This is a genomic window from Arthrobacter sp. P1_H7 (assembly GCF_056405215.1).
Genome location: NZ_JBFUCO010000023.1, coordinates 31277 through 51012, shown reverse-complemented (window position 1 = coordinate 51012; position 19736 = coordinate 31277). Strand labels below are relative to the sequence as shown.

Genomic DNA, 19736 nt, shown 5'->3' with positions numbered 1-19736 from the left:
GAAATCATCAGCCACCCGCGCCCGCCCAAAGGAACCGTCTACATCGGCCTCAACGGCACGGGCAAGCAACCGTCCACGAAGTCCTGAGACATGAACCGTCCACGATCAGTTGAGACATGAAGTGTCAACGATGAGGTGAGACAGCACACCGGCGAATGGCAGCCGTAAGTGATAGCGCAACGGGCGGGTGACGGCGGGCGCTCCTCTGCGCGGGCTTAAACACGCCGACGCCGGAACTCAGGTGAGTTCCGGCGTCGGCCCAGCTAGGGCGTTGATCAGACGACCGCCTTGGCCTCCTCGATGAGGGAGGAGACGGCGGCGAAAAGCGGGTGGTTCGCAGCCAGGCCGGTGATCTTCTCCGTGGCCTCGTCCGGCGTGGACGCGGAGAGGATTTTCGCCAGCTCCACGGCCTCGGCGTCGGCCGGATCGTTGAAGCGCAGGGCCGCGGCGATGGCCCCGAGCAGCGCCTCGGGGACAATTCCGCGTTCGGCCAGCTCGGCGGCGGGACCGATGAAGCGTTCGTGCCGGCTGAGCTTGCGCAGCGGGGCACGGCCCACCCGGGTGACGGTGTCCGGCAGGTGCGGGTTGGAGAAGCGGCCCAGGATCTTCTCCACGTACGCCTCCTGGTCCGCCCGGTTGAAGCCGTGCTTGGCCACCAGCAGCTCCTTGGTTTCGTCCAGGACGGCGCGTACATCGGCGGCGACGTCCTGATCGGCCATGGCCTCGGAAATCTTGCCGAGGCCGGCCTCGAATCCGAAGTAGGCCGCCGCGGCGTGCCCCGTGTTGACGGTGAACAGCTTCCGCTCGATGTACGGCTCCAGATCGTCCACGAACGTCGCGCCCGGGACCACCGGCTCCTTCCCGGCGAACGGGGTACGGTCGATCACCCACTCATAGAACGTCTCCACCGTGACGTCCAGGCCCTGCCCGGCCTCCTGGTTCGGCACAATCCGGTCCACCGCCGTGTTGGCAAACACGGCGGCCGTGTCCAGGGAACCCGCGGCCGGATCCCACTGGGCAATGACCTCGGACTTCAGGATGTCCGTGGCGTTGATCGCGTTCTCGCACGCCATCACCTGCAGGGGCGCCAGCCCGGCGGGGCGGGCGGCAATCCCCTTGGCGATCACGGGCGCCACAAACTTCAGGATGTGCGGTCCCACGGCGGTGGTGACGATGTCCGCCGTCGCGATTTCCGCGACGACGGCGGCTTCCTGGGTGCCGGAGTTCAGCGCCCGGAAGTTGTTGACCGTACGGACGGCGGGGTTCTCGCCCACTTCGTGGACCTCGTAGCTGTCCGCGGCGGCCAGCTCGGTGATGAGGGCGTCCGCGACGTCGGCGAACACCACCTCATACCCCGCGTCGTGCAGCAGCAGGCCCACGAAGCCGCGCCCGATGTTTCCGGCTCCGAAATGAACAGCCTTCACTAGGAATTGACCTTTCCGAAGAGGGCCAGCACTTCGTCAACCGTGGTGGCCGCCTCGAGCTGGGCCACCTGGGCCTTGTTGGTGAAGACCTTGGCGATTGAGGACAGGATGTGCAGGTGCTCGTTGTTGACGCCGGCCACACCGACGACGAACTTCACTTCCTTGCCGTTCCAGTCGATGCCGTTCGGGTAGCGGATCACCGACACCGCGGACTTCATGATGTGGTCCTTCGCGGCGTTGGTGCCGTGCGGGATGGCCAGGAAGCTGCCCATGTAGGTGGACACGGATTCCTCGCGTTCGTGCATGGCGTCCACATAGCCGGAGTCGACGGCGCCGCGGTCCAGCAGGAGCTGCCCGGCCTCGTCGATCGCGGCGTCCCGCGTGGTCGCGTGGCCGTTGAGGACGACGCTTTCGGCCACCAGGATGCCGGCGGGGCCCTCCTCGGCTTCGGCCTCGGCTGCCGCGGGGGCCTCCGGGGTGCCGACGGCGGCGACGGCGCCGGCCGCGGCAGGGGCCGCTCCCGCGTCCGTGGTGCCGGCTTCGGTGTTGCTGGCCTCGACCAGTTCCACGATCTCGTCGTACCGCGGGCTGTTCATGAAGTTGTCCACAGAGACATGCACGGCGCTGGCGGTCGCGGGCTTGGCCCGTTCGGTCAGGTCCTGGTGCGTGATGACGACGTCGTACGTGTCGGTGAGGTTGGCGATGGCGGAGTTGGTGACCTTGACGTCCGGGAATCCGGCGGCCTTGATCTTGTTGCGGAGCACCGATGCGCCCATCGCGCTGGAGCCCATGCCGGCGTCGCAGGCAAAGACGATGTTCTTGATCGGGGTGGCGAGGACGGCGACGCCGCTGGCACCCACGCCCTCACCGATCAGGGCCGAGGACACCGAGCTCTTCTTGCCTTTCAGCGCCTCCATCCGGTGGGTGGCCTGGTCGAGGTCGTCTTCGGCGGGCGCCTTGCTGGCTTTCAGGACCACCGAGGCGATCAGGAAGGACACCGTGGTGGCAAACAGGACGGAGAGCGTCACACCGACGTAGCTGTCGCGTGCCGTTGAGGCGTAGACCGCGATGATGCTGCCCGGGGCTGCCGGGGACCGGAGTCCGGCGCCGGTGACCACGAGCGTGAAGATGCCGGTCATGCCGCCGCCGATTGCGGCGAAGATCGTCATCGGCTTCATCAGGACGTACGGGAAGTAGATCTCATGGATACCGCCGACGAACTGGATCACCGCTGCGCCCGGCGCGGACGCCTTGGCCAGACCCTTGCCGAAGATTGAAAAGGCGAGCAGGATGCCGAAGCCCGGACCGGGGTTGGCTTCGAGCAGGAACAGGATGGACTTCCCCTGCTCGAGCGCCTGCTGCGTGCCCAGCGGGGTAAGGATGCCGTGGTTGACGGCGTTGTTGAGGAACAGGACCTTTGCGGGCTCGATGAAGATGCTCGTGAACGGCAGCAGGCCGTTAAGGACGAGGAATTCGACTACGGCGCTGGCGCCATTGCTGAAGGCCTTCACGACCGGGCCGACCACCAGCATGCCGACGACGGCCATGGCGGCGGCCAGGATGCCTGCCGAGAAGTTGTCGATCAGCATCTCGAAGCCGGGCTTGACGCGGCCTTCCCAGATCTTGTCCAGCTTCATCATGATCCAGGCAGTGAGCGGGCCAAGGATCATGGCGCCGATGAACATCGGGATGTCGGTACCGACGATGACGCCCATCGTGGCCACCGCACCCACCACGCCGCCGCGCACGCCGTAGACCATCCGGCCGCCGGTGTAGCCGATCAGCAGGGGGAGCATATACGTGATCATGGGCCCGACAAGCTTGCCAAGCTCCGCGTTGGGGAAGAAGCCCGCCGGGATGAAGAGGGCCGTGATGAAGCCCCAGGCGATGAAGGCGCCGATGTTGGGCATGATCATTCCGGACAGAAACGTCCCGAATTTCTGGACGTGCACGCGGACGCTGGTGCGTGGCTTCGCAACTGTCTCTGTTGCCATGTGAATTCCTAACCGTCATTCCCGCTGCTTTGCAGGATGGTCCGATAATTTCGCCGAGCTAGCTGGTGGAGCTGTTGGAGATCCGGTGGAGCCATTCGAGGAAGAGCTTGAGTTCCGAGCTGGAGAGCTGGTCCGAGTGGGAGGCCTGCAGTGCTGCGTTCAATGCGATGGCCGCCACAACCACTGAGGACTTTCCGCTGTCGACTGAACCGTTGTCCCGGGCCTGCTCGGTGGAAACCGCAAAGATCATGGCATCGCGGGTCATGGCAGAGAGCTCGAGGTTCCGCTCCGGCGCCTTTTCCGCGATCAGCATGAGTGTCATGCCCACGTTGGCCGCCAGGATGGACCTGGCCGCCTCCTTGGGCGGGACGTTGAGCTGGCCGGAGACAGCCGCCTTGTTCAGCATTTCCTCCATGAGGGCCTCGGCATCGGCGACGATGGCCGGGCGGCTCTCAGGGCGGATATTGCCGAACATGACGAGATACAGTTCCGGCTGTTTCAGCCCGAACTGGACATGGTTGTCCCACATCCTCCGGATGTCTTCCAGAGGTTGGCCAGAGGGCGCGAAGTCACGTTCGCCCGCGACATATTCGTCGAAACCTGCTGCGACGACGGCGTCGAACAGCCCTTCCTTGTCACCAAAGTGGTGGTAGAGGGTCGGTGCCGTGACACCGGCCTGCTGTGTGATCTGGCGGGTCGAAATTGCGGATCCGCCGGAGTTGGCCAGCAGCTCGGCAGCCGCACGCAGCAGCCGGGCCTTGGGTGGTAGCTGGCCATCGATACTCATAACCGCTACCCTAGCACCTATAGCAACGCTATATGAACTGCATCACATACAATTTTTTCAGGTGCCGTGACCCGCCCGCTGCCGTAGCCGTCAGCCGCAGGCGCATTTGACCAGCAGGGTCAGCGGCGGCACTTGATTTACCGGCTTGTGGCCACTGGCCTACGACAGAAAATGAGGACCTTCAGTGCAGAACTTCCCAGGAGTAGGCGTTAGCCCCGGCCGGATCATCGGCACCGTCCGGCAGATGCCCAAACCGATCAGCGAACCGCCCGCCGGAGAGCAGCTCCCCGCCGGCGTCACGGCGGAAGACGCGACGGCGGCGCTGAAGGCCGCGGCGAAATCCGTCCACGACGAACTGAAGGCACGTTCCGAGACCGTTACGGGCGACGGCAAGGCCGTCCTCGAGGCCACGGCCCTGATGGCCACCGACACCATGCTGCTCAAATCCGCCGCGAAACTGATCGGCCGCGGCACCTCCGGGCAGCGGGCGATCTGGGAAGCCGGCGCCTCGGTCTCTGAAATGCTGCACAACCTGGGCGGCTACATGGCCGAGCGCGCCACGGATGTCCTGGATGTCCGCTCCCGGATCGTGGCGGAACTGCGCGGAGTCCCCGCGCCGGGCATTCCCGTGTCCCCCACCCCGTTCATCCTCATCGCCGAGGACCTGGCCCCGGCCGATACCGCCACCCTGGATCCGGAGAAGATCCTGGCCCTGGTCACCGCCGGCGGCGGCCCGCAGTCCCACACCGCGATCATTGCCCGCTCGCTGGGTCTGCCCGCCGTGGTCGCCGCGGCCGGAGTCGACGAGCTCGCCGACGGCACCGAGGTGTACGTGGACGGCGCGGCCGGCCTCATCACCGCGAACCCCGACGAGTCCCAGCGCGCAGCCGCAGCCCACTGGGCCGCCACGGCGTCGCTGCTTGCCGCCTTCGACGGGACCGGCACGACGGCGGACGGCCACCTCGTGCCGCTCCTGGCCAATGTCGGCGGCGCCAAGGACGCCGTGGCCGCGGCCGGCCTGAACGCCCAGGGCGTGGGGCTGTTCCGGACCGAGTTCTGCTTCCTGGAGCGGGACACCGAACCGACCGTGGAGGAACAGGCCGCCGCCTACCAGGGCGTTTTCGACGCCTTCCCGGGCAAGAAGGTGGTGCTCCGCACGCTCGACGCCGGCGCGGACAAACCGCTGCCGTTCCTGACCGACGCCACCGAGCCCAACCCCGCCCTGGGCGTCCGCGGCTACCGGACCGACTTCACCACGCCGGGGGTCCTGGAGCGCCAGCTGCAGGCCATTGCCCTCGCCGAGAAGGCATCGGAGGCCGACGTCTGGGTGATGGCACCGATGATTTCCACCGCTGAGGAAGCGGCCCGCTTTGCCTCGCTGTGCGCAGCGGCAGGGATCAAGACGCCCGGCGTCATGGTGGAGGTCCCGTCGGCGGCGCTGACGGCCGAGGCCATTCTCCGCGAGGTCGGCTTCGCCAGCCTGGGCACCAACGACCTCACCCAGTACGCCATGGCAGCCGACCGCCAGCTCGGCCCGCTGGCCGCCCTGAACACGCCCTGGCAGCCGGCCGTACTGCGGCTCGTGGGCCTGACCGTGGAAGGTTCCGCGGCCGAGGGCCACAACAAACCGGTGGGCGTGTGCGGCGAGGCCGCGGCGGACCCTGCCCTCGCCGTCGTCCTCACGGGGCTGGGCGTTACCACGCTGTCCATGACGGCGCGTTCCATCGCGGCCGTCGCCGCCGTGCTGAAGACCGTCACCCTGGCCGAAGCGCGGGAGCTGGCCAAGCTGGCCTTGTCCGCGCCGAGCGCTACCGAGGCCCGGGCCTGGGTGCGGGCAAAGCTGCCGGTGTTGGAGGACCTTGGGCTGTAGTGGCTGCGGCTAGGATGCACTCATGGCACTGATAGCCCCCCGGGTCACGGCCGGCCTCCCGGCCGAGGATGCGCAGAACCTCAGGTACGCCCTCGACGGCAGCCACGACATCACGGTGTTCGTGGACGGCACGGTCCACCGGCTGCCGCCCGCGGCGCGGGACGCCGTCGTCGATCTGCTGGGCCGCTTCAGCCGCGGCGAGGCCGTGACGGTCAGCAGCGTCGAGGAAATGCTGACGACGTCCCGGGCCGCGGAGCTTGCGGGGATCTCGCACACGTATCTGCGGAACATGACCGACCGCGGCGAGATCCCGGTGGAATACCGGGGAACGCACCGCCGGATCCGGCTGGCCGATGTCATGGCCTGGCTCGAAACACAGAAGAAGAATAGTACGGGCGCCGCGACGCCGACCGGCCAGGATGACGAGGGAGCAGATGCTTCATGAAGCAGTGATAAGGATCAAGCAACGATCCCTGTCCGGCGCGGAAACACTGATATCCCGCGGGTTAAGCTTGGAATGTGGGTAAATTCAGAGGGTGGCACATCGTGGCAGGGATCGCCGCCATGCTGCTCGCTGGCATCTTCGGAACCGCGATGGGCCTGAACAACACCGCCACCTATTTGGCCAGCGGCGTCGCTTTCGTAGCGGTCTCGCTCTGGGTGGACAGCCGGATTGCCCGCCGCCGGAACGCCGCCGGCACGGCCGGCCCCGGCCCGGACTTTCGCCAGGACCTTGGCGGCGACTCGAAGCCGGCCCTCGACGCCGACCCCTCCAAGCGCGAGGGCTAAGCGCGCCGCTAGATTCTGGGCCGGGCCGCCCAGCGCCGCGCCTTGAGCCCGGCATGCAGTTCCAGCCGCACCATTCCCTTCAACGGGTCCACGCCCAGCAGCTGCCGGATCCGGCCGAGCCGGTTGTAGATGCTGCTCCGGTGCAGGTGCAGCTTGGCCGCGACCTCCTGGACCGAGCCGTCGTTGTCGTAGAACAGCTCCAGCACGGGCAGCAGCTCGTGGTTGCGGTCATGGTCCTCGAGGATGCGGAAATACACGGAACCGGCATCTGCCCAGGCCCCCGCGCCGCCCCCGGCCGAGGCCAGCAGCTGGTAGACGCCGGTGGCCCGGCAGTCGACGAGCTCGCCCAGCTGCGGATCCACCGCCGCGGCCTGGGCCGCCTGCCGTGACTGCCGGTAGGCCTCGGCCAGTTCCCGTGGCTTGGCAAATCCCTCGGACGTGCCCAGGATGATCCGCCGGACCGTGCGCCCGGAGCGTTTGGCGAGTTCGAGTTGATAGTGGACCAGCACCTGGGCGTGGTCCGCGCGTCCCGTGGATTCCTTGAAGAGCACCACCGCGTGCGTCTCCGTGCCGGCGCTGAACAGTGCGGCATCCACCCCGATGGTCGCCTGCAGCGCCGCGGAGCGGTGAATGAGCGTGTCGGCAATGGGATCCGAGCCCCCGGCCCAGCGATCGGCGTCCAGGACGGTCACCAGCTGCCAGGGCCCCTTGCCCTGGACTTCTTTCCAGCCGGCGACGGCCGCTGCCGCGTTGGCCTCCCCGGCGCAGGCCGCCAGGAACTCCTGCTCGCGCCGGCGCCGGAACTCGGACTCCGCCGTGTTGGAATCCAGCAACAGGGAGGACAGCTGCTCCAGCTCCGGGGCCACATCCTGCAGCTGGGCCAGGACGGTCGCGGCGCCGGGCTCCTCGGCGTCGAGCTGGACCCACAGGTACCCCACCCGGAAGCCCCGCACCAGCAGCGGCACGCACACACGCCCCAGCATGCCGAGGTCCGCGTTGGCCGGCACGACGACCGGCCGGACCGCCGTCGCAATCCCGTGCGAGAGCTGCCACGCGATGACGTCCACGGGGACACGCTTACTGAGCAGGAAGTTCACCCGGACCCGGTCCGCATGGGATTGGTTGGAGCTGTAGGCGAGGAGTAAACCGTCGAGGTCCTCGAGGGAGAGGCCGCGGCCCAGCCGCTGCGCCACCTGCTCCACGAGCTGCTCCACGTCCTGCTGCTGCATCCTGCCAGACTACTGCCCCGGCCCGCCGCACTGCGAATGCATCCGCGACGGACACCAGCCGACACCTGACGTCCGCTCCCTCGACAAATGTCTATCCCCGGATTTGAAAAACCCCGGAATGACGCGGCGGGCGTCCCGCCCCCGGCGTCGGCACCTGTCGCGTGCCTCACAGCGGGATTTATTCTGGAAGTACGAATCCCCCCTCTCATCCAGGCCCACGAGGCCACCACCCACTGGAGCTAACAAATGATCATCGGCGTACCCAAAGAGATCAAGAACAACGAGTTCCGCGTAGCCATCACGGCAGCGGGCGTCCACGAATTCCGGACCCACGGCCACGAGGTCCTCGTCGAGCGCGGCGCGGGCCTGGGCTCCGGCATCACGGATGAGGAATACGCGATCGCCGGCGCCGAGATCGTCGCCGAAGCCGACGACGTCTGGGGCCGCGCCGACATGGTGCTGAAGGTCAAGGAACCGGTGAAGGCCGAATACCACCGCTTCCGCAAGGGCCTGGTCCTCTTCACCTACCTGCACCTGGCCGCCGAACCGGAACTGACCCAGGCACTGATCAACTCCGGCGTCACCGCCATCGCCTACGAGACGGTGCAGGAGGGCAGGTCCCTGCCGCTGCTGGCCCCGATGTCCGAGGTTGCCGGCCGGCTGTCCGTGCAGGTCGGAGCCACCTCCCTGATGGCCCCGGCTGGCGGCAAGGGCGTGCTGCTCGGCGGCGTCCCGGGCGTCCGTCCGGCCAAGGTCGTTGTCCTCGGCGCCGGTGTTGCCGGCACCAACGCCGCCGCCATGGCCCTGGGCCTGGGCGCCGACGTCACCATCCTGGACATCAACATCAACCGCCTGCGCGAACTTGATGCCCAGTACCAGGGCCGCCTGAAGACCGTCGCGTCCAACAAGTACGAAATCGAGAAGTCCGTGGTCGACGCCGACCTCGTGATCGGCTCGGTCCTGATCCCGGGCGCCAAGGCCCCGAAGCTCGTCACCAACGAGCTCGTGGCCCGGATGAAGCCCGGCTCCGTGCTGGTGGACATCGCCGTTGACCAGGGCGGCTGCTTCGAGGATACCCACCCCACCACGCACCAGGAACCGACGTACAAGGTCCACAACACGATCTTCTACTGCGTCGCCAACATGCCCGGCGCCGTCCCGAACACGTCCACGTACGCGCTGACCAACGTCACCCTGCGCTACGCCGTTTCACTGGCTAACCTGGGCGTCAAGGCCGCGTTTGAGCGCGACGCCGCCCTGGCCGCCGGCCTGAACATCGCCGGCGGCAAGGTTGCCCACCGCTCGGTCTCCGAGGCGCACAACCTGCCCCTCGTCGCCGACTGGCACGAGCTGGTTTCCGCGTAAGTTCCACCGCCTGCAGTCAGCATCGGCTGCTCCGCAACCGCCCTTTTGGACCCCCAAACCGGCGGCTACGGAGCAGTCGATTGCTGTTTAAGCCAGGGACCGGGCCTGCTCGATCAGCTGCAGCACCTGGAGCGGGCCCGCGGGGTCGACGGGGACGGGCAGGGCCGAGGCGGCACCGCCGTCGGCGATCTTGGCGGCCAGGATCCGGTAGAACTCCGGGTAGGCGCCGCGTTCAGTGGGCAGCCGGTCCAGGTGCCCGTCGCGTCCCAGCAGCCCGGCCCAGTCCGGATCTTCCACGCCGTAGTCGGCGTCCAGCGGGCTTCCGCCTGCCACGATGTAGGGCTCCTGCGGGTCCACGCCGTGCTTGGTGAAGCCGCCCTCGCTGCCCAGGATGCGGTAGCGCGGGCCCTGCTGGGCGCACAACATGTTCATCCAAAGATGGCTGGTCACCCCGGAGCTGTGCCGCAGGACCACGAAGACGTCATCGTCCGCCTTGCTTCCGGGCCGCCGGGCGGCCAGCTCCGCGTGCGTGACCGTGGCCGGCCCAAAAAGCTGCACGGCCTGGTCCAGCAGGTGCGTGCCGAGGTCAAACAGCACTCCGCCGCCGTCGTCCGCCGTGGCGGCCGCCTTCCACGCTTTGGGGACGTCGGGCGACCACCGCTCGAAGCGGGACTCAAAGCGGCTCACGGTGCCGAAGGCTCCGGTGTCCATGAGGGCCTTCACCGTGAGGAAGTCGCCGTCCCAGCGCCGGTTCTGGAACACCGTGAGCACCCGGACCAACTGCGCGGCCAGGTCTATGAGCTCTTGTCCTTCGGCGCTGCGGACAGCGAACGGCTTGTCGACGACGACGTCGAGCCCGGCTTGCAGCGCCGCTTTCGCGAGTGGGTAGTGGGTGGCGGGCGGCGTGCCGAGCACCAGCAGGTCCAGTTCGCCCGCGAGCTCCAGGATCCCGGCCGGGGTGTCCACAATCCTGGCCGCCGGATAGCTGTGTGCGGCGGCAGACTTCCTGGCGGCGTCGGAGGTGGAAATGGCATCGAGCGAATAGGCGGGGTTTGCGGCGATGAACGGGGCGTGGAAGACGCTGCCCGAAAGGCCGTGCGGGGGGCGCSGGCCTCGGCCGTTGCTCAGTGGTGCTTAGTGCTGCTCAGTATTGCTTAGTCAGCAGGGCTTACTTCTTGTCCCAGCCGACGACGCTCCAGTCCGGGGTCTGGAACAGGCTGGCGCCGTAGTTGGCCAGGCCGGTGCGGGCGAAGTAGATCTGCGGGCCGTTCATGACGACACCCATGGAGAAGTACTTTTCCATGTGCTTCTTCTCGACGTCCATGGCGGCCTTGTTGCGCTGGGCGTCATCCTGGATGGACGCGAGGTCTTTGATGGCCTTGTCCAGCTCGGCGTCGCCGAGTTCGTTCTCGTTGGTCTTGGAGTCGTAGTACTGCTTCACGCCGGAGGTGGCGTCGGCGCCTACCGTGTAGCCGCTGATGGTGAGCTGGAAGTCGCGGCTGCCAACCACCTTGCCGAAGTCGGCGTCGCCGCGCTGATCGATGCCAACGTCCATGCCGGCTGCCTGCAGCTGCTTCTGCAGCGTCTGCACGGTGGCGAGGGCGGTGGGGTCGTCACCGAAGTTGGTGATCTTGAAAGACGCCGGGACGCCATCCTTTTCCATGATGCCCTTGGCGTTGGCCTTGTAGCCGGCGTCGGTCAGGACCTTCTTGGCGGCATCGGCGCCGGTTTCCTTGACCGGGTAGTTGTCCTGGTAGTACTTCGAGAACGGCATCAGCATCATCGAGCCCGAGCTGTTCTCTTCCCAGTTCAGGCCGCCAAAGCGGACGGCGCGGATGGCGGGACGGTCCACGGCGGTGAAGATTGCCTTGCGGACTGCGACGTCGGTGAGGGGGGCCTTCAGGGCGTTGAGGTTCAGGCCGCCGGCGAAGAGGCGCTGGCCGCGGCGGACCTCGGAGTTCTTGGTGCCTTCAAGCTGCTTGTACTTCGTCAGCGTGCGGCCGTCGGCCATGTCGATCTCGCCGTTCTTGAAGGCGGCGATCTCGGCGCTGGCCTCCAGCTGGCGGAAGATCACCTTGTCCAGGACCGGCTTCTCGCCCCACCATTTGTCATTCGGCACAAGGGAGACCGTCTTCGCGGCGGAGTCAAACTTGTCTACCTTGAACGGGCCTGCCATCCACTCGGGGTGCAGTTCACCCGTGAAGCCGGTGTTGAAGATTTCGGGTGTGTTGACGGTCTGCGGGATGAATCCGCCGAACATGTCACTGAGCGGGTACACCGGCTGTGTGGTGGTGACAACGACTTCCTTGTCGCTGCTTCCGGCCTTGACGGAGTCGATGAACTCGTAGGCGCCGGACGTGACGATGTCGATGTCCTTGTTCTGGCCGTTTTGCATCTTCCACGTGTTCTCGAACGTGGCGGCGTTGATCGGGGTGCCGTCGTTGTAGGCGGCCTTCGGGTTGATCTTGATGGTGATGGTCTGCTTGCCGTCTTTGATCTCGCTCTTGAAGTCTTCGCAGAAGTTCTTGTTGAGGTTGGCGGTGCCGTCGAAGTCCAGCTTCCAGCAGCCCACGTAGCCGGCCTCGTCGATCGGGTAGTGCAGTTCAGTGTTGTCCGCCGAGTTGCCCGCGTTGGAGAAGCCGTTGAAGTCCGGTCCGATGTTGCCCAGGGGCAGCGTTACGGTACCGCCCTGCTGCAAGTCGGCGGCCTTCTTGGCGTTGACGCTGACCAGCTTGCTCAGGTCACCGGAGGCATCCTGTGCCTTGGCGCTCTGGGCGGTGGTTGAGGCGCCACCGCTGCCGCAAGCGGTCAGCGCAAGGGCCGCCACGACGGCGGTGAGGCCGCCGATCCTGGTCCGATTTTTCATGTGATCCCCTTCATTTTTTTCATGCGAGTGTGATGCGTGGGTTCTCGGGTGGTGTGCTTGTCCGGTGATTCAGTGGTTTTCGTGGACAACGAGCATGTCCGCGTCCAGTTCGCCGTCCGGGTAGAAGCAGGCGAACTGCTGGTCGGTGGCGGACGCTTCGAGGGCCGGTTCCAGGGTCAGGCACTTCTCCTGCTTGGCCGGCGGCAGGGCCGCAAACACGGGACAGCGGGTGGCGAAGTTGCAGCCTGCCGGCGCTTCCAGCGGCGAGGGCAGGTCGCCCTGGAGGATGATCCGCTCGCGGGTGCGCTCCAGCTCCGGATCAGGTACCGGGATCGCGGAGAGCAAGGCACGGGTATAAGGGTGGCGGGGGTTGTCAAAGACGGCGTCAACGTCGCCGATCTCCACGATTTTGCCCAAGTACATGACGGCAACGCGGTTGGAGATGTGCCGGACCACGGAGAGGTCATGGGCCACCATGAGGTAACTGAGGCCAAGTTCGGCACGGAGCTTGTCCAGCAGGTTGATGACGCCGGCCTGCACCGACACGTCCAGGGCGGAGACGGGCTCGTCCAGGACCACCAGCCGGGGGTTCACCGCGAGGGCGCGGGCAATGCCGATACGCTGTCGCTGGCCGCCGGAGAACTGGTTGGGGAACCGGTTGACGTGGTCCGCCTGCAGGCCCACCAGCTCCATGAGCTCCATGATCCGCTTCCGGATGGCAGCCTTCGGCATGCCCAGGTTTTCCATCGGCTCGGCCAGGACCTCGTAGACGGTGAAGCGTGGATCCAGCGCGCCGGTGGGATCCTGGAACACCATCTGCAGTTCCTTGCGCATGGCGCTCTTGGCCCGGGCGTCGGCGGCCTGCTTGTTGCTCAGCCCGCCAATCACCACCTCGCCGTCCTGGTCCTTGTGGAATTCCATGATTTCCAGCAGGGTGGTGGTCTTTCCGCAGCCGGACTCCCCCACGATCGAGAAGCATTCGCCCTCGCGGATATCGAAGCTCAGCCCGTCCACGGCCTTCACCGTGCCGATCCTGCGCTTGAGCAGGGCGCCCTTCAGGAGGGGAAAGTGCTTCCTGACGTCGCGGAGTTCCAGGACAGTCTTGCGCTCGTGCCGCGGAAGGCTGTCAAAGCGGGACACCGGCACGGCCGGAACGGCGAAAACCGTGCGGACATGGACGTCGGCGAGGGCCTCGCTCTTGATGCAGGCGGCACTGTGCCCAGTACCGGGCGCCACCGCCCGCAGGCCCGGTTCGCCGTCAAGGCAGGCCTCGCTGGCCAGCGGGCAACGCGGCGCGAACGAACATCCCGTCGGCGGCTGGGTGAGGTTCGGGGGGATGCCATCGATCGGCACCAGCGACGATTTTTCCGCGACGTCCACGCGCGGGACCGCACCGAGCAGGCCCATCGTGTAGGGCATCCGCGGGCTGTAGTAGATGTCATCGACGCTGCCGGTCTCCACCGGCCTGCCCGCGTACACCACCATGATGTCGTCCGCCATGCCGGCGACCACGCCGAGGTCGTGCGTGATCATGACGACGGCGGCGCCGGTCTCCTCCTGGGCTGCGTGGAGCACCTCGAGGACCTGGGCCTGGATGGTGACGTCCAGCGCCGTCGTCGGCTCATCGGCGATCAGCACCCGCGGGTTGTTGGCGATGGCGATGGCGATCATGACGCGCTGGCGCATGCCGCCGGAGAACTCGTGCGGGAAGGCCTTGAGCCGGTCCTTCGGGCTGGGGATGCCGACCAATCCCAGCAGTTCGACGGCGCGGGCTTCCTTGGCCTGCTTGCTCATGGTCGGGTTGTGGACGGTCAGGGCCTCGATGATCTGGGTGCCGACCGTGTAGACCGGGGTCAGGGAGGACAGCGGGTCCTGGAACACCATCGCGAGGTCGCTGCCGCGGTGGCGGCACATGGCCTTGTCGCTAAGCCCCAGGAGCTCCTTGCCCTGCAGCCGGACGGACCCGGTGATTTCCGCCGTCGGGGGCAGCAGGCCCATGATCGCCATGGACGTGACCGATTTGCCGGAGCCGGACTCGCCCACGATGCCCAGTGTCTTGCCGGGCATCACATCGAAGTCGACGCCGCGCACCGCGTGCACCACGCCGTTTTCGGTGTTGAAGCGGACGTTGAGGTCCCGGACGGCGAGGACCGCATCCGCCGGGGCATCACCTGGCGCGTGCAGCCCGGCGGCGTGGAGGCGCTCGGCGGTGCCCTGGGCGGTGTCCCGTGCGGTGGTGTCGCTGGTCATTTGATCTTCTTCTGTGTTTTGCCAGACTGTTTCGTGCCAGTGGCGCTGCCGGTGGCCTTGCCAGTGACGCTATTCCGCTTCGTGCGGCCAACGGAGCTGGAGCTGGGGTCGAACGCGTCGCGGAGGCCGTCGTTCATCATGGCGAGCGAGCCGGTCAGCAGGAACATCACGATCAGGGGAGCCCAGAACATCCACGGAAACGTGGAGACCTGGGAGGTCGACTGGCCGATCAGTACGCCCAGGCTCACGTCGGGGACCTTGATGCCGATGCCGATGAAGGAGAACGCAACCTCGGCGAGGATGGCGCCGGTGACCCCGCGGGTGACTTCCAGGACCAGCAGGGAGCCGATGTTCGGCACGAGGTGGCGCCAGACGATCCGGTGCGGCGGAATGCCCATGTACTGGGAGGCTTTGACGAAGTCACGCTGCATGAGTGAGAGCGACAGGGACCTGATGAGGCGTGCGGTGCCCATCCAGCTGAAGACCAGCAGGACGATGATGAGCAGCAGCCAGCTCGGGACGGTGTTCTTCAGGCCGTTGGCGCCGCCGCTCGTGGCCACCGCGACGACCAGCAGGGCCGGCATCATGATCAGGGCTTCGAGGATGAACAGCATGACCTTGTCCACCTTGCGGCCGAAGAACGCCATGGTGCAGCCGTAGACGGCGGCGATCAGCACCGAGACGAGGCCGACGACGACGCCGATCAGGATGGAGACCCTGGTGCCCTCGACGGTCAGGGCGTAGAGGTCGATCCCGGCCTGGGAGGTGCCCAGCAGGTGCTCCGCGGAGGGCGGCATGCCGATGTTGAAGGGGTCGATGGTCTCCTTGCCCCAGCTGCTGAAGAAGCCGCCGATGAAGGAGAAGAGGGTCAGGGCCAGGAAAATGGCCAGGCCGGCGACGGCGGTACGGTTGCGCAGGAAGCGCCGCAGGATGATCCGCGACTTGCCGATCACGACGTCGTCGTCCCCGAACTTTCCTTCGTCCAGGACGGCGGGCGGGTCAATCGTGTTGAGGTTGGTCATGATTACTGCACCCGCACTCTCGGGTCGACGAGCGTGGTGGCGAAGTCGGCGAGGATCGCTCCGACCGCAAAAATGACGGAGCCGTAGGCGAGGGTCGCGGTGGCCGCGTTGACGTCCTGCAGGGCGATCGAGTCGATGGACCAGGACCCGACCCCGTGCCAGGCGAAGATCTTCTCGGCGAAGAAGCCGCCGGCGAAGATGGCCGGGATGGTGAACGCAATGCTCTGCGCCACGGGGATGAAGGACACCCGCAGGGCGTGCCGGCTGATGGCCTGGTTGCGGGTCAGGCCCTTGGCCCGTGCCGTCCTGACGAAGTCGGCGTTGACGTTGTCCAGCAGATACTGGCGCTGGGCGATCTGGTAGGCACCCCAGCCCACAATCGTGATGGCGAACGTGGGCACGGCGTAGTGGGCGAGCATGTCGACGAACTGGGCCCAGCCGTCGCCGTCGAGGCCCGGGGTGGAGATGCCGGTGACAAAGAAGACGCGCTCCCCGACCGACTCGTTGATGTTGATGGCGCCCAGCTGCACCAGGAAGTAGGCGATCGGCGCGGGGACGATGTACATGAGGTAGCTGTACGAGGTGATGGCCCGGTCCGAGGCCTTGTACTGGCGGGCCGCGGTGAAGACGCCGAGGGCGACGCCGATCACGAGGGTCAGGATGATTGAAGCCAGGAAGAGCCGGGTTGAGATCCAGACCCGGTCGCCGAACTCGGCGTTGATGAAGGCGCCGTTGGGGCTCCGGCCCCAGTCCCAGCGGGTAAGTATGCCGGTGAGCCAGTCGACGTAGCGCTCCCACGGGCTGAGCGTGGGATCGAGCCCCTTGAGCCGGAAGGAATTGACCACCTGCTCGGGCGTGGGCCGCGGAATCCGCTCCTGCTCAAGCAGCGCCGGCTGCAGCGTGCTCACAGCCAGGAGATAGCCGGCACTGGTGGTCAGGAAGATCATGAAGACATACGTGAGCGCACGTTTTGCGAGATATCGAAGCATGGAGCGGCTAGTTATGGATCGCCGTTGCCTGAGCGGATCGGGGCGTCAAGGCTGCGGCCGCACGGGCGGGCCTGCCTGTTCCAGGGACAAGATTATTCACAACGTCGATCCTTCCGTCGTCCCCATCCGGCAGCGGGTTCCGCGGCCGGTTCGGGAGTATGGCCAGTTGGTTTCCGGCCGCCCGCATGCCTTGCGGCTGAGCCCTTGTGGGCTATGTTGCGGGTCACATTCCAGAGGAAGCTATCACATCAGCCGGGCTCCGCCGGGCTTCCACGGGCCGCGACACGGCGGCTTCGCCACAGATCGTTATGAATAACTCCGCGGAATGGATTTGGCCCACGGAACCGGCGGCACCGGCGGAATCGGCGGCAGCGCTAGGATCCGCACACTACGCGCGTGACAAGTTCCCGCCAGGTGTCCGCGAGGCGCTCCGGTGCAATTCCGTGCACGCCGACGGAATGGAGCAGCAGTTCCGGCTCCAGCGACGCCCCCAGGGCCGACGCCATGAGCCACGGGTCCGCCGTCACGCCGGCGCCGCGCAGCAGCATCTCAAGATGGCGGTGCCAGAGGACGGCCGGTGGGACATCGAACCTGTTGTAGACCGAGGCGTCCGCGGCCCGCGCCAGCTCCCCGAATTCCAGAATCCAGTCAATGCGGGCGGCGCCTACGGCGATCAGCCGCTCCAGGGGCGGAGCCCCGGGCCCCACCGGGGGCGGGCCGAACATGAAGCGGCCCTGGAATTCGGCCTCCGCGTCGCTGAGGAGCGCCATCATCAGGCCGGCACGGCTGCCGAACCGCCGGAAGATTGTCCCTTTTCCGACTCCGGCGCGCTGCGCCAGCCGGTCCATGGTGAGGGCGTCGACGCTCGATTCCTCCACGATTTCCCGGGCGGCGCAGAGCAGGAGCTCCCTGTTGCGCATCGCGTCGCGGCGCGCTGATTCTGCGGCGGGCGCGGCGGGGCGCCCTCCCCCGGACTGGGCACCGGGACGGATCGGGATGAGGCTCACACCGCTGATTCTAGCGCCCCGGAATACAACCGGACCGCAGTCCGTTTAGCATGGGTGAAGGCCCCCAAAGCCTCACGATCCACCAGCCGCCGGAATCACCCTGCGGCGTGATGCACAGGAGTACACATGTCCAAGAAGACCATCCTCACGCTCGTCGGCAGCCTTCGCGCCGGCTCCACCAACCTGCAGCTGGCCGAGGCCATCGCGCTCAACGCACCGGAACAGGTGGACGTGGTCATTCACGAGAGCCTGGGCAACATCCCCTTCTATAACGAAGACATCGACGTCGAAGGCCAGGTGCCCGCGGCCGCCGCCGCCCTGCGTGCCGCCGCCAACGAGGCCGACACCATCCTGCTGGTCACGCCGGAGCACAACGGCACCGTCCCGGCCTCGCTGAAGAACGCCATCGACTGGCTGTCCCGCCCCTTCGGCGCAGGCGCCCTGTCCGGCAAGCCCACCGCGGTTGTCGGAACCGCCTTTGGCCAGTTCGGCGGCGTTTGGGCCCAGGACGAGGCCCGCAAGGCCGTCGGCATCGCCGGCGCCCAGGTCCTCGAAAACGTCAAGCTGGCAGTCCCGGGCTCAATGGTCCGCTTCGCCGAGGTCCACCCCAAGGACGACGCCGAAGTTGTCGAGCAGATCAAGGGTGTGTTCGACGCGCTGGCCGAGGCTCCCGCTGCGGAAGCGGCCTAAGCTACCGCACCCGCGCTCGGCCCCGGGCCATCCCAAGCGCACCCGGCGGGCTTCAGGCCGGGGCCATTTGGAAACAATCGTTTCCCCCAAGACAACACGGGTAGTATCCTTGGGTTTGTGACCCACGAAACACTTGATGCCGCCGCAGCAGTACTTCCGGCCGAGGCCATTGACGCAATCGAACGTGCGGCTACGTCCGCCCACCGCCACGAGATTCTGTTCTCGGAGCGCGCAGCAAATATCAAGCAGTCGGCAGTCCGGGATGTCTTCGACATCTCGATGCGCCCCGGCCTAGTTTCCCTCGCCGGCGGCAGCCCCTACCTGCAGTCCCTGCCGCTGGAACGCCTGGGCCAGACCGCCGCGAAGATCATCGCCGAGCAGGGGATGACCGCCCTGCAGTACGGCGGCGGCCAGGGCACCGAAGAACTCCGCATCCAGATCTGCGAGGTCATGGCGGCAGAGGGCATCCTCGACGCCGACCCCGCGAACATCGTCATCACGGCCGGCTCGCAGTCCGCGCAGGATGTAGCCACCAAGGTTTTCTGCAATCCGGGCGACGTGGTCCTCGTGGAGGACCCCACCTATGTCGGGGCCCTCAACACCTTCGAGGCCTACCAGGTGGAGGTCGAAACGGTGCCGATGGACGGCGACGGCATCATCCCTGATCTGCTGGAGGCAAAGATCGCCGCCCTCCAGACCGCGGGCAAGAACGTCAAGTTCCTCTACACCATCCCCAGCTTCAACAACCCGTCCGGCATCACCCTGTCCGCGGAACGCCGCCAAACCGTGGTGGATATATGCCGTCGCGCGAATATTCTGGTGCTGGAGGACAACCCCTACGGCCTGCTCCGCTTCGACGGCAAGCCGCTCACCCCCTTGCGGGCAGCCAACCCGGATGACGTCATCTACATGGGGTCCTTTTCCAAGATCTTCGCCCCGGGCCTGCGGATCGGCTGGGCACTGGTCCCGGCCCACCTGCAGCGCCGGTATTACCTGGCATCGGAGGCCGTCACCCTGTGCCCGCCGACGCTGAACCAGATGCTGGTGTCGGCCTATCTGCGCGACTACGACTGGCGCGGCCAGATCGAGACGTACCGCGGGTTGTACCAGGAACGCTGCGAGGCAATGCTTGCCGCCCTGGCCGAATACATGCCGGAGGGACTGAGTTGGACGCACCCCGAGGGCGGGTTCTTCGTGTGGGTCACGCTGCCCGACGGCGTGGACACCTACCCGCTGCTGAAGAAGGCCATCGACGCCGGCGTCGTCTTCATTCCGGGCGCGGCCTTTACAAACACGGACGACCCGTCGAACAAGATCCGGCTGGCGTTCAGCGCGGTGCCGCCCGAATCGATCCGCGAGGGCGTGCGGCGTCTCGCGCCGGTCCTGCGGGAAGCGCTGGCCGCCCTGTAGCGTGAACACCGGCAGGATCCATGCCGGGCCTCGACTGGGGCGCG

At 66.8% G+C, this 19736-nt stretch carries 16 protein-coding genes; 6 read left to right on the top strand and 10 right to left on the bottom strand.

Features of this window, described 5'->3' with window-relative positions:
• Positions 1-275 precede the first annotated feature (275 nt).
• From AC1DXI_RS19075 to AC1DXI_RS19065, 3 genes are read right to left on the bottom strand one after another with little or no spacing between them, the layout of a single operon-like run.
• A complete protein-coding gene (locus AC1DXI_RS19075; protein ID WP_476939905.1) occupies positions 276-1424 on the bottom strand; it encodes a mannitol-1-phosphate 5-dehydrogenase in 1149 nt (382 codons plus the stop codon).
• Entirely contained in the window at positions 1424-3418 is a 1995-nt protein-coding gene (locus tag AC1DXI_RS19070; protein ID WP_476939904.1) for a PTS mannitol transporter subunit IICBA, read from the bottom strand. The genes AC1DXI_RS19075 and AC1DXI_RS19070 overlap by 1 nt, the downstream gene beginning before the upstream one ends.
• Before the next feature lie 58 nt (positions 3419-3476).
• The gene (locus AC1DXI_RS19065) at positions 3477-4205 is read right to left on the bottom strand and encodes a TetR/AcrR family transcriptional regulator (protein WP_476939903.1); all 729 of its coding nucleotides are present in this window, start codon (positions 4203-4205) and stop codon (positions 3477-3479) included.
• A 184-nt stretch (positions 4206-4389) separates the two neighbouring features.
• Between AC1DXI_RS19065 and ptsP the strand changes: the two genes are divergently transcribed.
• From ptsP to AC1DXI_RS19050, 3 genes are all read left to right on the top strand, one after another.
• Positions 4390-6075 carry a phosphoenolpyruvate--protein phosphotransferase gene (gene ptsP, locus AC1DXI_RS19060; RefSeq protein ID WP_476939902.1) on the top strand — a complete coding sequence of 562 codons (1686 nt, stop codon included), beginning with the start codon at positions 4390-4392 and terminating at the stop codon, positions 6073-6075.
• Positions 6076-6097: 22 nt separating this feature from the next.
• The gene (locus tag AC1DXI_RS19055; RefSeq protein ID WP_476939901.1) at positions 6098-6520 is read left to right on the top strand and encodes a helix-turn-helix domain-containing protein; all 423 of its coding nucleotides are present in this window, start codon (positions 6098-6100) and stop codon (positions 6518-6520) included.
• A 74-nt stretch (positions 6521-6594) separates the two neighbouring features.
• A complete protein-coding gene (locus tag AC1DXI_RS19050) occupies positions 6595-6864 on the top strand; it encodes a hypothetical protein (protein ID WP_476939900.1) in 270 nt (89 codons plus the stop codon).
• A gap of 8 nt (positions 6865-6872) precedes the next feature.
• Here AC1DXI_RS19050 and AC1DXI_RS19045 read toward each other — a convergent pair whose 3' ends face one another.
• Positions 6873-8093, bottom strand: coding sequence for a PucR family transcriptional regulator (locus AC1DXI_RS19045; protein WP_476939899.1), 1221 nt, complete (start codon positions 8091-8093; stop codon positions 6873-6875).
• 246 nt (positions 8094-8339) lie between these two features.
• Here AC1DXI_RS19045 and ald point away from each other — a divergent pair, with 246 nt between their 5' ends.
• Positions 8340-9458, top strand: coding sequence for an alanine dehydrogenase (ald, locus tag AC1DXI_RS19040; protein WP_018775404.1), 1119 nt, complete (start codon positions 8340-8342; stop codon positions 9456-9458).
• An 87-nt stretch (positions 9459-9545) separates the two neighbouring features.
• Here ald and AC1DXI_RS19035 read toward each other — a convergent pair whose 3' ends face one another.
• From AC1DXI_RS19035 to AC1DXI_RS19010, 6 genes are all read right to left on the bottom strand, one after another.
• Positions 9546-10586, bottom strand: a complete 1041-nt coding sequence (locus AC1DXI_RS19035) for a Gfo/Idh/MocA family protein (RefSeq protein ID WP_476939907.1) — start codon at positions 10584-10586, stop codon at positions 9546-9548.
• A 40-nt stretch (positions 10587-10626) separates the two neighbouring features.
• Entirely contained in the window at positions 10627-12324 is a 1698-nt protein-coding gene (locus AC1DXI_RS19030) for an ABC transporter family substrate-binding protein (protein WP_476939898.1), read from the bottom strand.
• 69 nt (positions 12325-12393) lie between these two features.
• A complete protein-coding gene (locus AC1DXI_RS19025; protein ID WP_476939897.1) occupies positions 12394-14574 on the bottom strand; it encodes a dipeptide ABC transporter ATP-binding protein in 2181 nt (726 codons plus the stop codon).
• Positions 14571-15596, bottom strand: a complete 1026-nt coding sequence (locus tag AC1DXI_RS19020) for an ABC transporter permease (RefSeq protein WP_476939896.1) — start codon at positions 15594-15596, stop codon at positions 14571-14573. Before AC1DXI_RS19020 ends, AC1DXI_RS19025 begins: the two co-directional genes overlap by 4 nt.
• 2 nt (positions 15597-15598) lie before the next feature.
• The gene (locus AC1DXI_RS19015) at positions 15599-16585 is read right to left on the bottom strand and encodes an ABC transporter permease (protein ID WP_026537946.1); all 987 of its coding nucleotides are present in this window, start codon (positions 16583-16585) and stop codon (positions 15599-15601) included.
• A 374-nt stretch (positions 16586-16959) separates the two neighbouring features.
• Positions 16960-17592, bottom strand: coding sequence for a TetR/AcrR family transcriptional regulator (locus AC1DXI_RS19010; RefSeq protein WP_476939895.1), 633 nt, complete (start codon positions 17590-17592; stop codon positions 16960-16962).
• A gap of 126 nt (positions 17593-17718) precedes the next feature.
• Here AC1DXI_RS19010 and AC1DXI_RS19005 point away from each other — a divergent pair, with 126 nt between their 5' ends.
• Complete coding sequence (locus AC1DXI_RS19005; protein WP_018775397.1) at positions 17719-18282, top strand: NAD(P)H-dependent oxidoreductase; 564 nt, start codon at positions 17719-17721, stop codon at positions 18280-18282.
• Positions 18283-18399: 117 nt separating this feature from the next.
• The gene (locus tag AC1DXI_RS19000; RefSeq protein ID WP_476939894.1) at positions 18400-19692 is read left to right on the top strand and encodes an aminotransferase-like domain-containing protein; all 1293 of its coding nucleotides are present in this window, start codon (positions 18400-18402) and stop codon (positions 19690-19692) included.
• The last annotated feature ends 44 nt before the right edge of the window (positions 19693-19736 follow it).

Bases quoted from the DNA above. Each gene is read 5' to 3' on its own strand.
- ald (WP_018775404.1), top strand. From the start codon at position 8,340: ATGATCATCGGCGTACCCAAAGAGATCAAGAACAACGAGTTCCGCGTA.
- AC1DXI_RS19055 (WP_476939901.1), top strand. From the start codon at position 6,098: ATGGCACTGATAGCCCCCCGGGTCACGGCCGGCCTCCCGGCCGAGGAT.
- AC1DXI_RS19005 (WP_018775397.1), top strand. From the start codon at position 17,719: ATGTCCAAGAAGACCATCCTCACGCTCGTCGGCAGCCTTCGCGCCGGC.
- AC1DXI_RS19070 (WP_476939904.1), bottom strand. From the start codon at position 3,418: ATGGCAACAGAGACAGTTGCGAAGCCACGCACCAGCGTCCGCGTGCAC.
- AC1DXI_RS19020 (WP_476939896.1), bottom strand. From the start codon at position 15,596: ATGACCAACCTCAACACGATTGACCCGCCCGCCGTCCTGGACGAAGGA.
- AC1DXI_RS19030 (WP_476939898.1), bottom strand. From the start codon at position 12,324: ATGAAAAATCGGACCAGGATCGGCGGCCTCACCGCCGTCGTGGCGGCC.
- AC1DXI_RS19015 (WP_026537946.1), bottom strand. From the start codon at position 16,585: ATGCTTCGATATCTCGCAAAACGTGCGCTCACGTATGTCTTCATGATC.
- AC1DXI_RS19045 (WP_476939899.1), bottom strand. From the start codon at position 8,093: ATGCAGCAGCAGGACGTGGAGCAGCTCGTGGAGCAGGTGGCGCAGCGG.
- AC1DXI_RS19065 (WP_476939903.1), bottom strand. From the start codon at position 4,205: ATGAGTATCGATGGCCAGCTACCACCCAAGGCCCGGCTGCTGCGTGCG.
- AC1DXI_RS19025 (WP_476939897.1), bottom strand. From the start codon at position 14,574: ATGACCAGCGACACCACCGCACGGGACACCGCCCAGGGCACCGCCGAG.